The organism is Planctomicrobium limosum (genome assembly GCF_051465645.1).
Classification (GTDB): domain Bacteria; phylum Planctomycetota; class Planctomycetia; order Planctomycetales; family Planctomycetaceae; genus Planctomicrobium.
Genome location: NZ_CP195790.1, coordinates 940166 through 954829, shown reverse-complemented (window position 1 = coordinate 954829; position 14664 = coordinate 940166). Strand labels below are relative to the sequence as shown.

Genomic DNA, 14664 nt, shown 5'->3' with positions numbered 1-14664 from the left:
TTCACTCCAAAATGATGATGGCACCTTCGTCGATGCACTTCTGAAGTGAATCTCGAATGAGGTCGAGGGCTTTGTCGAGTTCCTCCTGCGTTTGAATGGGCCGGTTGAAGAACTCCGACACCCGCACCTTCCGCACGGGGGCTTTCTTCTCGCTGCCGATGGAGAGTTCCTGCAACTTCACCATGACCGACGATTTCAAGCCATCGACGGCGGCGAGGTCGGACTCCATTTCGGTCAGGCTGGCTTTGCCGAGCGATTTGCCTTCCGCCACGGCCTCTTTGTCTTCATCAGTCCCGACTCTCCCTTGGAGCGGCGACAACAGGGTTGAGGCCATGCCGGGGTTTGTGGATTCCAGTGGTGCCCATTCGGTGCGGTTCTGAATCTCATCAATGGCCGACTCGTAGGACTTCTTGCGGCGGTCGAACAGATCGCAGTAGGCCGTTTGGTATGCTCCCAGCACTTTCTTCGTGTGGGCGGCGATGTCGTCCCATGAGTCGATGAACTGCTCGGAGGTCAGCAGCGTTTTCAGTTCTTCGACCGTGGTTTCGAGTTCGGGCGACGGGTTGTGAGCGGCGAGCCGGTTCCACACCTGATCGGTCGCTTGCCGGGCCTGCCGCAACACGCTGATGGCTTCGCCGTCCAGCGATTCACGCAGCTTGCGAACCTTGTCCCGTGTCTCCCCGAATTCCTTGCCGTTCTCGGTAAGGATGCGAACACAATCATCCGATGCGGAGGACTGGATGCCGGTCAAAGTCTGTTGGAACTCGGACAGCATCGTGAGGACCGGGAGCCGATGGGCTTCGGCGGTCGCCTTGAGCGGGTAGAGCTTTTCCAGTTCCTCGGCGGCGACCTTCTTGAACGCCGTGGCGATGGCTCCTTCTTCGACATCGACCTCTTCCCCGGTGAGGTCTTCGAGTTGCTGCACGGCCTGCGTGAGCGTCTTGAGGCCGACCGATTGCCGGGGCGAATAGAGCGATGAGCGGAAGGCCGGGTTGTTGGTGAACGGCGTGCGGGATGCCGGGTCTTGGTAATTGTGGAAGCGGTTGCCTTGGTAGGTGACTTCGATCTCGCCCGCCCGGAACTGCGTGGCGAGGATCAGCCGCAGCATGTCACGTTCCCAGCCGTAGGGCGTACCGCCGAAGCGTTTTTCCAACGCCTTGCCCATGCGGGTGTCTTTGTTGCCGTAACTGTGTTCGCTCTTGAGGTAGTCCAGCACTTCCTTGCAGACTTCGGAATTGATGTTGATGACGAGTTTGGCTCCGTCCTTCACCACCATCGCCAGCCCTTGGTCGCCTTCGTAGAAGACCTTGGGCAACACCTTCAGATCGACGGCCTTGAGAATCTGCTCGGCTTCATCGCCCTTGAGCGGGCGAGAACCCATTTGCAGCTTCGGGTAGAGGTCGGGCACAACTTGCCCGAAGAGCTTCTTGAGGATTTCACTCAAGCCCTTGCCCAAGGCCGAGGCATCTTTCTGGACGCCACGGAACATTCCCGTGCCACGCTCCATTGCCTCAGTGAGCTTGTCCCGCAGGCGGTTCTCGTGGCCGTTCTTGGCGTTCTTTTCGTCCTGAAGGCAGGTTGCTTCGTCGGGGCTGATCTTCTGCTGGGCACTCATCTGGTTGTACTTGTCCACCATCTTCCGTGAAGCGTGAAGCTGGGCGACAAGTTCATCAATTTCCGGCGTCAGGCAGAAGAGCCAATACAGGTCGTTCTCGTGAGACTTCTGTTGGCTTTCGGTGCGAATATCCTCGATGCGTTTGGTGAGTTCGTCGGCATCGTCGGAAACGCACAAGGTCAGCGGGAGTTCGCCTTCGTCGCCAATGCTGGCCCCATCGACGCTGATGCCGATGCGGAACGAGCGGTTCTGGTAGCGGTAGGTCTTGAACTCCGGTTCATCGAAGATTTGCTGAAGGGCGGTGCGAGTCAGTTCGTTCCGCTCACGGGGCTTGGGATCAAGATGCCCGCTCCGCTCATTGGTCCAGTTTTTCTCTTGGGCGGTTTGGAGTTTCCAGCCTTCCTCGGTATTGCGAATGAACTTGGCGGCATCCAACCGCTTCACGGCGGCTTGCACTTCACTGAGTGGTGTGGCCTTGCCGACTTCATCGACCAGTACGGCAGCGAGGTTGGCCTCGGTGCGGGGCAGGTCACGAATGAATTCCAACAAACAAATCACTTTGGCAACCCGCAGCGCCCAGCCATTGTCTTCGGGGTCGCTCTTGAACCGCTCGGCGATCTGGTGAATGTCGGTACGTTTCTCGTTTGAGAGATTGCCTTCCACCAACTCGAATACCTTGTCGAGCGTCACCAACGCTCCAATTGGCTTCTTGGCGAATGCCGTGCGATCCGAGACAAGCATCTCGTAAGCCTGCTTGATGATCGTTCGGTTGCTGCCGCCGTAATGCCGTGGCGCGCCAGGCTGAAGCCGAATACCCGACATGATCCCAATGCACAGGTCGATGTAATGCGGTGGGTACGGGTAGAAGTGGATGAAGTCGCTTTCGCTAATATCGGTGCGGCGAGTTGTCCGCTCCAATCGTAGAGCGGCGTTCAACTGCCCCTCGTTCTTCTTGAACAAGTCCTTGAGCGGCTTTTCGGCGTCGGTCTTCTTGGCCAAGACACGCTTCGTAGCGACTTCCCGAATGTCAGACGGAGCGAGGTCCACACGGTAACGAAAGCGATCTTGGAGCTTGGCCAGCTCAATTCGCTTAGAATCGATGGCAGCGACCACTTCATCGAGCTTCTCTTGCGAAGTGACCACAATCCAGCAAGGGGCCGTGATCTTGCGGGCCTTGAGCAGATTCTTCCCGACTTTCCCGAATTCTTCGATGGTTGCCCGCAGGTCTTCGATCTTATCGCCACTACGAGCAACGTGCTGGCCGACTTCGTCGATGATGAAGACTAGTGCCTTGCCTGGACGCCTTCGCCCCCACAGCTCAAATGTGCGTTCAACAACCTTGCTGACTGAGATGGATGCGTCCCGATTACGCAGTGTATGTGCCCAAGAATCGGCGGTAGTGTGGGTTTTGTCGTCAAGTTTGTGAAGAATTGCGCTGGCACGAGAGACTTTCTGCGCCCCCGCCCGAACGGTTTCCCAGTCCTTTTTCAACTCAGACTTGCAAATGGCGATGAATTCAGGCAGTTTGCCCTCGGCTTCAAGCTCGATCTCCAACTCTGCGATATCAAAGTCCTCGGCGTAGCCCAGTTCTCGCAGCAAGACCGTGTACATCAACTCGGCGATTCGCTGTGTCACCTTGCGAGTGTCGGCCTCTTTCGCCACTTCGAACAGAATGACCTCGGTTGGGGTCTTGGCGTTAATGAGGTCCAGCAAGTCGCTGATGCGTTCATCACCTAGTTGCTGTTTGAAAAGTTCGGCGAAGTTGGTGCCCAGAACCGTTCTGTTTTGCAGCGCGTAGCCGAGGTTCTTGGCGAAAGAGCTTTTACCGGACCCGAAGAACCCCGACACCCAGACGCCGACGCTCTCGTGAGGATCAGCAGGAGCTTCAGCAACAGCTTTGAGCAGATGATGGTACTGGTCGCGGATACTGTCGGTACCGACATACTCCGAAATCTCGGCATGGACCGATTGCTCGTCCGCCTGATCGACCTGAATAATCTCTTCGATCTTGCGGTCGAGGGGGCGGGAAATTAGGTCGCCAATAGTCTTCATGTGGGTGTCCCTTGCCTCAGCCGTAGATTTTGACCCGGTAATTGCCCAGTGCGTCCCGATCTTTCAATTCCATAAATCTCAGCCCCGTCGTTCCTTCAATGGAGCCGGGATAGAACAGGATCGTGGTCGCTTTCGTTCTGCCGTGCATTTTGTCAAGCAGCATCGACATGTGAAAAATGCCCGGCGACATAGCGGCAACACGAGTCAGAAAGACCACAGAGTTTTCCGGGTTGATCGCGGCAAGGCGGTCGGCCAGCAAATCCCACAGCGGTACCCAGACCTTGCTCGACAGATAAGTGGTGAGTTGCTGCTGGGCTTCAACGTAGCCCCGCTGTTTTTCCAAGGCGACGACGGCCTCGAATCCCTCGTCGTCATCCTTCTCATAAACCTTGTCGAGCGCCGACCACAGCAGTTCGGACATCGGGATGATGTGAACGTCCTTGCCGACTGCTTCAAGTCGGGTAGCCAGCAGCTTGATCTCCCGCCGAAGTTCCCATTCGTCAGACGGGTCGTACCGCATGATGGCGAACGGAAGGTCGTGGTACACGCTGATGCGTGGAGGCACTGCCTTCAAGTCGCTTTCGAGAGGAGCGATACTATCTTTGAGCGAGGACATTCGCATACTCCTCAAGGGTGTTCGCTGGAAATGTCAGTCGGGTCACACTTCCGGCAACGTGGTATTCCAGCAATTCACGTTGATGCGATTCAAACAGGAATCGCTCGACTCCCTCCCTCGTCAAGAAGAACAGTTTCCAGTCCGGTAACTCGAGCAGTTTCGCTCCCGAAGGCTGGTGTTGTTTGAGGTAGAAGACGATGTAGGCGAATGCTTCAATGGGAAGAAACAATGCAGCGATCTTCTTGTTGACCGCCCCCTGAAGAACACCGAAATCTCGTAAAGTCGCTAATATACTTTGCACCGCACGCAACAGAGTGATGTCCGACCATGCTCTGGGAAGCTTGCCTTCCAATAGTTCTGCCAAGGATCGCTGGAACTCTTGCACATTGATGTCTACCAAGCCCTGCTGTTGCATGGGGACCAGAATCTCCGTGACGGCATCATGGAGCAATTGGTCCGCACGGGCGGAGTGGAAATAGAGGATGCGCTCTAGTGCAGTAGCAGCGAACTTGCCTCGGGCGAGCGTGACAAGGGCGTTTGTAACCGATTCTTCGCAAAGGTAACGCTGTCGAAAGATAACCAAGATGTCTTCAACACGGGAACGAGACGCTTTGCCGAATACGTTGTCCCGTTGAATCCGGTCGATGTTCTCGGCAACCGGGGCAATTGCGTCCCAGTGGGAGAGAAGCATCTTGGTATCCCCGATCAACGCCCCAGCCTTGATGATCTTGGATGAGTACGGAGCGGAAGACCGAAGCCGCTTTTCCTTGCTCGGATTCTTCCGTTTCGCCATGTTCGGTCCTCGTAACCTCGTCACCATTAGCAGTCTCTGCCGTTCCTATTCTTCTCAGTTCCGCTCGTCCGACGTCTTCCAGACCACTTCACTTCTTGGATCGTTTCTTGCTCGCCGTCTCAACCTGCTTCAACAAGTCATCTAAGTCTTCTCGCTTGAAAAGCCGGTAGTCATTCACCGGATGGCGAATGGTGGCAATCTTCCCTGCGTTGCCCCAGTTGCGAAGCGTGTTTGGCGACACACCCAAATACTCAGCAGCCTCGGAGATTCGGAGGTAATCCGACAGTTTTTCCACTTCGGCGCTCCCCGATTCGTGGGACCTCGGTTCCGAACGAGAACCGACCCCCCCAACCTTACCAAAATCTGTTATAGTTGCCTACGGGATGAGCAACGATTCTTGAGAGAAGGGCAATCGGAAGAACCCGAGCGCGATGGGGCCACCATGAAGCCGGTAAGGCCGCGCCGCTCAGCGATAATTCCTTTACGGCTGGTTGGTTCAGCGTACCGGGCGGCGTCAAAACGCCCCACCGCAAGGTCTGAGGTCACATCGTCGGGAATCCGGCTTTCGATGACGATGTTTTTGAGTCCGTAGCATGAGCCACCTATAACACACTCGCTCAGCACCAGGCAAAAAAATTATGGTCAGCAGTTCGAGGAGCCACGTTGCCACTAAGAATCCTTAGGAACAACCGGATTTTAGGCCATGAGTATGATTTAGCACATTGTTCCAGATCGGCGTCTTTCCGATGAACCACAATGACATGCATTACCGTTTCGCCGGCTGCCTCATCCCCAGGAGTGAACGCGAAGCTGACCAGGAAGGGGGGAGAATCGCAATTCGCGGGGGGGGGGGGGGGGGGGAAGAGTATCCAATTGATTGCTCCTTTAATCTGGCCCAGTTCTTCATTTCGAGACACTGAACACGCGAACTTTACCGGGATCTTCATTCCATCTTTGGGCGCGCGATGTAAAGTTGCCACCGGAGGCCACCGTGGAGTGGGATCGTTTATCCACGGCTCCGGGTAACGAGTCGATCCGTAGTTTCTCAACATGAATTCGTTCCTTGAACGTCGACTCTGCCACCTTCTTCCAAGGAACGCCAGCAAACGTACAATGGATTAGCGTCGCCTTGCTGAGTTAATCTTCGAATTCCTCGACGAAAAATGTTACAGTTATCGCCATCTGTCATCGAAATAATTAACTAATTGCTGACGAATGCCCCGCCACGCCTGAACATTCGCCTATTACATGGCGTTTCGAGTCAACGATGGATAAGGGATAACAGGTTATAAAGCTGAGCCCGATTCGAGCAGCCAAAGCCTCTGGAAATGGACGAATGGGATGCTCACATAAACAACCGATAAGGATACACTTTCCGAGGCAGGTCGGGCACATTTGCTATCGTGCGGGCCAATTTCTGCGAGTAACGAATGCTGACCGGTACAGGATCATAGAGCGCGTCGTTGTTCCAATCCATCTTGGTCAACGCGAGTGCTTCGTGAGCGATTATTTCGAGCGGTCCACTGCCTGCATGACGAATTAAGTGCAGTGGGCGCGGTATACTCTTCTTGCCTTGATAGTAGTTACCTTTGGTCGACACTTCGGGCGCGTTTCCCGCAACCCACACCAGCGCGGAATTGCCAGAGCGTATCACCATCGTTCCACGTGGCACGGGATAGCCAGATGGTTTTGTAGGGGGCAATCGTTCGTCGGACTGGATCAGCCAGACGCCGCGCCAGCAGGATGCCGAACTGACCTCGACGCACTCGATCTCCTTGACGCCTGCCAGCGCATCAAACGCCCCTTCGATCTCGCTCTCTTTGAACGCTGTAGTCTTGTGAATGACCATTCGTTTGGGGAGATTACCACCATTGCGGCCTTGGTAGAGCGACAGGCTGCGAGCAAGAACCGCTCGCATATCGTCACGGCTCAGAAAAGGATTTCTACGCGCCTCGGCAATGTCGGCAACGGGGTCCTGAGCCTCGAAAGCCACGAACTGCATACCGCCGCCATCCATGTCGAATACCTGCGAGCAACACGTCACATAATGTGCGTCCTGCTGATCGCCTCGCAGCGCATAAGCGAGTCCGATATATGCTGTGTCAGCCGGAACACCCTTCAGCGGTGCCAGCTTCCACGGCGTACCAGCGGCTTTCACATAAAGTGCGGTTGCCAATCTCCATGCTAGCGACGCTTTATGCGTAAAAGTGAAGGCACGGTCGTTCAGTACTTGGGTCGGGATGTTATATCGAGCGCCAAGTGCCTTGATTATGTCACGGGCGTCAAAGAATTTACTGCGTGTGGCAGGCCCCCAACTATCCGGAAAGTGTACCAGCACAACATCGAACTCGTTGCGAACCGTGTCGAGCCGCTGGATAGCCGCCTCCATCGCGTGGTAAAGGCGGGCTTGCGGGTCGCCTTCTCCGGGCAACTCGCGAATGTGTTCGGGCCATTTGATATGGGCCTCTCGCGGTGCTGAAACGAGAGCCACACCGAAAAGATTCTCGAAGCCTGGATATTGTGGGACATATTCTGACCTATCAGAGGCTTGATGCGATTTCCGCAATAACAGCATCAACTCGCCGCGTCGTTTAAAGGCGTTCTCTGGCCCTACAGTCGCAATCCTTATTTGGGAAGTGTATCCGCCGAATGACCCCTTCGAATAAGGCCCAAAGTTCGCGAGGCCGCGAAGCGGATGGACGTCGACATGTGTTGTATCCGAGGGGGAGAAAGAAAGGCTCGGCTCGATGAGTAACGTGAACGGAGGAAGCTTTGTCAATTCGAACGAACTGCTCATTACGTGGTCCTGTCGAAATAGACGTGGTGATGTCCGGGGCGGCTCCAACCCGTTACTGGCGAAAGTTCGAACGCGGCATCCACTCCCTCACCGTCCCGCAGTCCGAAAGCTCGCTTCGCCCTGCCATAAGTACCGGTTGAGTTTCCCACGGTGAGGAGTTCAGCCCACGCGGCAATGATGCTTGCCCAGTGTCCGTTATATCGCTGCGCCCAGCGTTCTCTGCGCCAATCGCCCGCTGGATCACCGCCACGCTCAGGATTCCTGCCTATCGGGGCGGCACCGAGGTTTTCCGTTTGCTCCGGACATCCAATTTCAGTCGCGTTGGCTCGCGGAGTGTCTATGAACGTATATGGTTCGAATCCGAGCCACCATCGCCCATTAATATGATCCAGCTTCAGGGACAATCCCTCATGAAATGGAAATCCGAGACTGGGGACCTTTCCTGTCAGATTACCACTATAGGCCCTACTAAGGTTGTACAGTATCTGCGAGTTCCGACGTGTTTGTTCAGGATCGTCTCCGTTGCGCGGCGCGGCAATGACGAGAGAGTGCCCCCCACGCTTGAAGCACGGAATAAGTGGTAGACGACGCGCCAAGCTCCTGACCAGTGCATCATAGATGAGGCCCATAGCCCAACTGTCTGCGGCCGGATCGAGTGTGATCTCGCCGTCGAGCGTTGCTCCAAGTGGTGCAAGTGCATCGCGGATTTCTTGATCCCTGCCGAAAACAGCCAATTTCCTCCCATTCGCCGCGACTGTCGCTTTAACGCCGTTCTCCTTGAGTATCTTACGGACCATGGGGGAAGTAACGTTCAACGCGAGTTTTATGCGACGGGCCGTGCGTGGCATACTCTCGATCAGTAGCGAGGAATATCGCAGGACGGGAAATTTTCGGGCTTCGGTGGTCGGCAGCTGCACCGGAACCAAACGTGGTGTTTGACGCCCTTCCATCACCCGATCGAAAAGTGGCTTGGGCAGGTCAATCGTCTTGATGATCTCAGCAGTGAGTTCGTCGAAGGTCGCACACTCGACGACAGCCACGTCCACTCCAGCCGCTAGGGCCCTATCTAGAAACTCTTTTACCGCGTGAAGCAAGCGTGAAGCTGACGAAGTGAGCCAGTACAGTCCACTGGGAAATGGCGACGGCGCATCAAGAACCGAGTTCAACGCCTCCATGATCGAAGCGTCGCGACCGCTATAGCCTACGAAGATCATTCCGAAGCGCTTGCCGGATTCCACCAGAACATGCCGCATCCGGGCATCCTGCTTTTCGAGTTCCGATCCGGTATTCTTAATCGCGATCGACTGGTAGTCGCCGTGGAGCTTAGCAACCAACGGCCAGTCTGATTCATCGAGGCACCGCATGGCACGATCGGCGGAATCGATCGCCGCGACTGTCGGACGGTTTTGGTCGTTCACAGGCAGGATCACATTTGCCGAATGCGCCGACTCCTCAATGAGCGGATCGAAATTAGTCGTAAAAACGCTGTCAACCTTGCCGGCGGCTATAAGACCGCCAAATACCTTGTGTCCAAAACAGGGAGTCCCCTTGGAGATCGCATCGTCGATATATTGTCGGCGATGCCGAGCCTCTGGATACACCGCTTCGAAGGCCTTGGCGTATTCTGTAGGATCACGGTCAGGCGGCAACAGTGACGTCTGACGGAAAAAGGCATCAATCCTGTCGGCCCAGATAGGATCAGCCGTATCGATCTCTCGCATTGACAGGTTCGTCTCGCGGCAAAAAATTTGCGCCTTAAAATCGCGGATCATGGCATAGCCAGTCGGAATACCGGAGGCCGCAGATGCGCCGGCTCCAAGGAACCATGCCACGAGATTTGGCCTAAGGGTAAAGGCAGTCGCGAATTGGGCAGCGGATATACTTCTTATAGGCATAGCCCCCCCTCAGGCTGTAGTCGGAGCGGGGCGGTTTCCTCGCTCACAATAGTGAGATATCGCCGGTACATGAACATGCGACTGCGATTCCATAATTGCATTGCACATGGGTGTGTGATCAGTCACAAAGCTCGGAACGGCCTGATATTAAGTGATCAATATAATTTCGCCTAGATTTGAGTAACCATTCTGACGCAAGTATGCATCCATAATCCGCTCGATACGCGGACTTCTTATGCGAACTTCATTATCAGTCCAATCCTTTCCGGCCTGCGGCTCGTGCTCCACCTCGCCGTTCTTGGTAACCGAAAATTTGAGATTACGGAGAACAAAATTGGCTTGACCGGGGGCCTCACCACCGCTGAATTCTTCAGGTTGCAGGATGCGATCGAGAGAATAGCGGCAGGCCAGTCCGACGACGGCTTTGGGAGCGTATCGCTTCCCCTAATGAATCAGTTCGTAAGAAGTCGGTGTTCAGAACGGGTGATCGATTCCAGCGTCGAGGTCGGACAGCGTTCGAAGAGCGTGTTCACTCGTCAGTCCGGCTGGAATCGATTGGGGTATCGCAGTGACGATTGGGGAGTTTGCCGAATACGATTCTAAGACACACGGTCAGGACGCAGGCCATGTTAACGGAAAGTGGCGAGTGCCCACCTGTCGCTCAGCAACCATGTTCGATTACTCCCAAGAACTCACTTGCCAGACACCTACAGAGATCAAGTACAGAGGATCAATCCAAATCTCGCTGCCGCATCTCGGCATGAATCTTTGGTGACGCTTTCCCAATTCGTCAGTCGGAAACGATCAAACGGCATTTGGGGTAGTTTGGACATCCCCAGAAGGACTGACCGGCATGTTGCCCTTTGGATGAAACACGGCGAACCATCGGCATGCCGCACTTCGAACAAAGGGGAACATGGGCTGTTTCTGAAATCCGTTGTTGCGGTGGGGAGTGAGCATGGTCTGAGAAATGGGGAGCAATCAGTCCGAGAAGCTCGTTGGGAGAGTAGGTCGAACGGGCAGGGACTCTAAGAAGTGGTAATCCGGCGACTTCGAATACGTCGTCCACAAACGGGTCCCGTTCCTGCCGAGTGGACCGCGCATGACTGGAATCGTCGAGCTCGACGCCCAAAAGCGGTTTCAAGGTCAGCGGATCGCAAAGCAGGAAGTCGACGTGTTTCCGGTCAATCTTGTTGCGATAAGATTGATTTTGGTGAGGTTGGGCGACAAAGAACACGTCTGCCAACCGCACCTTCGGACAGATCACCGCTTTGTTCTGGACGACACTCGCCAACACACGAAAGAACGACAGTTCTGCCGCCGACAGAAAATCATCCCGGAGACGGTAGGGGAGTTCTTGAGCACCTGCTGGAGTTCGACTGCTCAGATCGATTCCCAGCAGACGAAGGATCCCTCCCAGACATCCAATTGGTTCGTGTATGCCCATCAGAACCTCAACGCCTCAATTAACAAGTTATTGTGAAACGACATAACCGTGAGTCACAATAATTCATTCTCCTTTCTCTTTCACGTTCCTTTGTAACTCAACACTGGCCGTAGCCTGCGGGTGATTTAAATGAGATCGCGCTGGGCACGGAGAACGTCGTCGATGTCCTTGTAAGCCGCGGGGGCTTCCTCACGCAGTTGATGACTACGTCGATGGTCAAACCAGATTCCTTGCAGCTGACGTTCAAACTGTCGGACGCTAATCCTGTGTCGAGCTGCTTCCCGGCTCAATGTGCGGCCAGCCCTTTGATATCGATGAAAGAGTATTTGCGAAGTGGGGCGGGATTTCCCAGTGTGGGAGTGTCCTAACCCTTTTCTCACAGGAGAACCGCAGCATGCTCTTTCTTGGTATCGATCAACATGCACGACAGTTGACCATTTCCCTCCGTGACCAGAGCGGTGACGTGCTGCTCGCCCGACAGGTCTCCACGCAGCCGGAGAAGGTCCTCGAGTTCTTCGATCAGCTCACCCGGCGTTGTGCTCAGAGCGAAGAACAGTTCATCGCAGTCGTCGAAGTTTGCGGCTTCAACGACTGGCTGATCCGCATGCTCCAGGACTACCGCTGTCACAAGGTCATTCTGATTCAGCCGGAAGAACGCAAACGCTGCAAGACCGACCGGCGTGATGCCGCAGCGCTCAGTGAACTCCTGTGGGTCAACCGGGATCGATTTCTTGAAGGCAAACCCGTCCGTGGACTGCGGCAGGTGACCATCTGCAGCTCCACCCAGCAGGAGAACCGCAAGCTGAGCACACTGCGCAAAGAAGCCGGTCAGACTCAGACGCAGCTGGTCAACAAGATCAAGCACATCCTGCGGCGACACAACCTGCAATGGGAACTGCCGACGAAGACCTTCCCCACCGCGAAGGCGATTGCCTGGCTCAGAGAGATTGGAGTTCCCCAGGAATGGTGGGCGCTGGGTGGTGGTTATGCGGCCTCGGCGAACTTGGTTGGTGATTGATAATTCAGTGCGGAGTGTCTGCGGATCCGGTTGTAGAACACTTCGATGTATTCAAACAGGCTCGCTCGGGCTTCTGAGCGGGTCTGGTACTGCTCGTGATGCACCAGTTCTTTCTTTAAGGTCGCGAAGAACGATTCCATTGGTGCATTATCATAACAGTTCCCTTTACGGCTCATTGAACAGGTGATGTCATGCTCTTTGAGAAGTCGTTGATAGTGCTCACTGGCGTATTGGACGCCTCGGTCGGAATGAGCCAGCAGTTCTTCTCCCGGACAATGATGAGCGATCGCCATCTGCAGGGCATCCACGACTAGACGACTGTCGATATTCTCCGACATCGACCAACCGACGATCTCTCGAGTGAACAAATCCTCCACGGCAGCCAGGTACAACCAGCCCTCATCCGTAGGGACATAAGTGATATCGGTCACCCAGGTCTGATTCTTGCCGGAAGCCTGGAATTCTCGGTTCACAAGGTTGGGAGCAATCGGGTGATCATGGTTGGAATCGGTTGTCGTGACTCGAAACTTGCGATGCGATTTGGCCACAATTCCCGCTTCCTGCATGCATTTCTCCACGGTCTTGCGATTGCAGTGAACTCCCTGAGCTTCCAACTCCAGGTGAACTCTCGGAGAACCGTACGTCTGACGACTGGCCTGATGAATCTCTTCGATTCGCTCGGTCAACTCCACTCGACGTTGAGCAGTGGCACTCACGTCCCGCTGGCACCAGGCGTAGAATCCACTGCGGGACACATGCAGCACAGAACACTGCACCGATACCGGCCATTGCTCCCGATGATCATCAATAAAGCAGTACTTCACTTCGACTCCTTCGCGAAGAACGCGGTGGGCCAGGTGGCCCGAGGCGATTGCTCGCCTCGGGCTCTCACAGATCCGTACGTGCTCGCATTAGAGCATACGGCTCCTCACATTAGACATTCGCCTCGCGACGTCGAAGGACTGAGTGAACAACGCGCAGTGGAGGGAGCGGAAACGATGTGAGCAGTCGGTTGAATTGGTCCCAGTCCAGCTTCCGCTTGCGGTGTCGGCGGCTCAGCCATCGACGCCAGATGCGATGAACCAGAAAGCGAAACTTCTTCAGCGATTCTCCGTTACCCGTTATTCCGTAGTACGCATCGTGTCCTCGAATCTTCCGACACAGAGCAGCGTGCTGGTCGATCAGCCGATCATGTCGATGGGCATTACACCAGCGGTCAACGGCTTGAACAGCACGAGTCAGGCGGGAAGACATCGTCTTGCGTTTGACGACTCGCTGGCCGCTACGAGAGCGGCTCCAGAAATGCGTGAACCCCAGCAGGTCGAATGTCTCCGATCTGCCGGGAGCATTGCCAGATTGCCCCGGAGAGAACAGCGGACGCCGAAAATCGACCAGCCGCGTTTTCTCCGGATGAATCGTCAGACCATACTTCGAGCAGCGTTTGCCCAGCACAGCCAACACACGACGAGCGTCCGATTCCACTTCGAAGATCATGACCGCGTCATCCGCGTATCGAACCAGACAGGCTCGAGCACGCATACGCGGCAAAATGTCGTTGTGGAACCACTCGTCCAGAACAGCATGAAGATAAATGTTCGCCAGCAATGGCGAAATCACTCCTCCCTGCGGGCTACCACAGTCCGGGTAACTGATGTTCCCCGATTCCATGACGCCCGCGTTCAGCCATTTGCCGATCAGGCGTTGAATCACGCCATCGCGAACTCGTCGTTGGAGAAACGTTCGTAGGTGACCGTGGTCCAGAGTGTCAAAGAACTTTCGCAAATCCACTTCCAGAACAAAACCACCTCGTAGATCCATTGTCTGTTTCCATGTCGCCGCGATTGCCTGATGAGTGGAGCGACCGGGCCGAAAACCGTACGAGCTGTCACTAAAGTCCTGTTCGAAGATCGGCTCCAGCACCATGAGCACTGCTCGTTGCAGCAGCTTGTCTTCAAACGTTGGAATTCCAATCGGACGCGTCTCACGACTGTTCCCTTTCGGAATCTGGACACGACGCACTTGCGGTGCGCAGTAGGTCCCCGAATGGACTCGGTCCAGCAACGATTGCAGGTTTGTTGTGAGATCAGCTTCGTAGTCAGCAGCCGTCTGGCCGTCGACTCCCACCGCACCATCTTTGCGGGTGCGGCGATACGCTTCCAGCAGCCACTCCAAATCAATCAGATGAGCAAGGCTTGTGAAAACCAACTCCGGCGAACGTTTCGCCAACTCGGCGATCCGATACTGTTTCGTTGATACGTCTTTCAGGTTTCTGAGCACCTGTCGTAGTTCCCAGCATCGGTTGTTTGATGTGACGTTCCGCTTCCCTCCGTTGGGTCCTCGCTGAGTGCGAGTTCCCCGACTTCGACGGTACTATCAGAACGCTCCGACTCCCTGTTATTCATCCCGCCTGGCTTCGGTTCACGTCGCTCGG

Annotated in this window: 10 protein-coding genes and 1 pseudogene; 1 reads left to right on the top strand and 10 read right to left on the bottom strand. The window is 55.2% G+C overall.

The genetic code is table 11. The features are described 5' to 3' along the window. Position 1: 1 nt before the first annotated feature. The 8 genes from brxC to SH527x_RS03460 all read right to left on the bottom strand — a co-directional run bounded on the left by brxC (position 2) and on the right by SH527x_RS03460 (position 11595). Positions 2-3667, bottom strand: coding sequence for a BREX system P-loop protein BrxC (brxC, locus tag SH527x_RS03495; protein ID WP_437193266.1), 3666 nt, complete (start codon positions 3665-3667; stop codon positions 2-4). A gap of 16 nt (positions 3668-3683) precedes the next feature. Further along, positions 3684-4283, bottom strand: coding sequence for a BREX protein BrxB domain-containing protein (locus SH527x_RS03490; RefSeq protein WP_437193265.1), 600 nt, complete (start codon positions 4281-4283; stop codon positions 3684-3686). Then, complete coding sequence (locus tag SH527x_RS03485; RefSeq protein WP_437193264.1) at positions 4264-5076, bottom strand: BrxA family protein; 813 nt, start codon at positions 5074-5076, stop codon at positions 4264-4266. The genes SH527x_RS03490 and SH527x_RS03485 overlap by 20 nt, the downstream gene beginning before the upstream one ends. Positions 5077-5164: 88 nt before the next feature. Then, positions 5165-5371 carry a helix-turn-helix domain-containing protein gene (locus SH527x_RS03480; RefSeq protein ID WP_437193263.1) on the bottom strand — a complete coding sequence of 69 codons (207 nt, stop codon included), beginning with the start codon at positions 5369-5371 and terminating at the stop codon, positions 5165-5167. 1050 nt (positions 5372-6421) lie between these two features. Continuing rightward, positions 6422-7873 (bottom strand): argonaute/piwi family protein, encoded by a 1452-nt coding sequence (locus SH527x_RS03475; RefSeq protein ID WP_437193262.1) that lies wholly within the window; start codon positions 7871-7873, stop codon positions 6422-6424. Beyond that, complete coding sequence (locus tag SH527x_RS03470) at positions 7873-9705, bottom strand: SIR2 family protein (protein ID WP_437193261.1); 1833 nt, start codon at positions 9703-9705, stop codon at positions 7873-7875. Before SH527x_RS03470 ends, SH527x_RS03475 begins: the two co-directional genes overlap by 1 nt. A gap of 853 nt (positions 9706-10558) precedes the next feature. After that, positions 10559-11215, bottom strand: a complete 657-nt coding sequence (locus tag SH527x_RS03465; RefSeq protein WP_437193260.1) for a DUF2726 domain-containing protein — start codon at positions 11213-11215, stop codon at positions 10559-10561. A gap of 125 nt (positions 11216-11340) precedes the next feature. Next, complete coding sequence (locus SH527x_RS03460; RefSeq protein ID WP_437193259.1) at positions 11341-11595, bottom strand: RtcB family protein; 255 nt, start codon at positions 11593-11595, stop codon at positions 11341-11343. Between the two features lie 14 nt (positions 11596-11609). Between SH527x_RS03460 and SH527x_RS03455 the strand changes: the two genes are divergently transcribed. After that, positions 11610-12233 (top strand): IS110 family transposase, encoded by a 624-nt coding sequence (locus SH527x_RS03455; RefSeq protein ID WP_437193258.1) that lies wholly within the window; start codon positions 11610-11612, stop codon positions 12231-12233. Here the strand turns inward: SH527x_RS03455 and SH527x_RS03450 are convergent. After that, positions 12200-13075, bottom strand: a pseudogene (locus SH527x_RS03450) (IS3 family transposase); the annotation flags it as partial. The gene SH527x_RS03455 and the pseudogene SH527x_RS03450 overlap by 34 nt on opposite strands. 91 nt (positions 13076-13166) lie before the next feature. Beyond that, complete coding sequence (gene ltrA / locus SH527x_RS03445; protein WP_437193257.1) at positions 13167-14459, bottom strand: group II intron reverse transcriptase/maturase; 1293 nt, start codon at positions 14457-14459, stop codon at positions 13167-13169. Between the last annotated feature and the right edge of the window lie 205 nt (positions 14460-14664).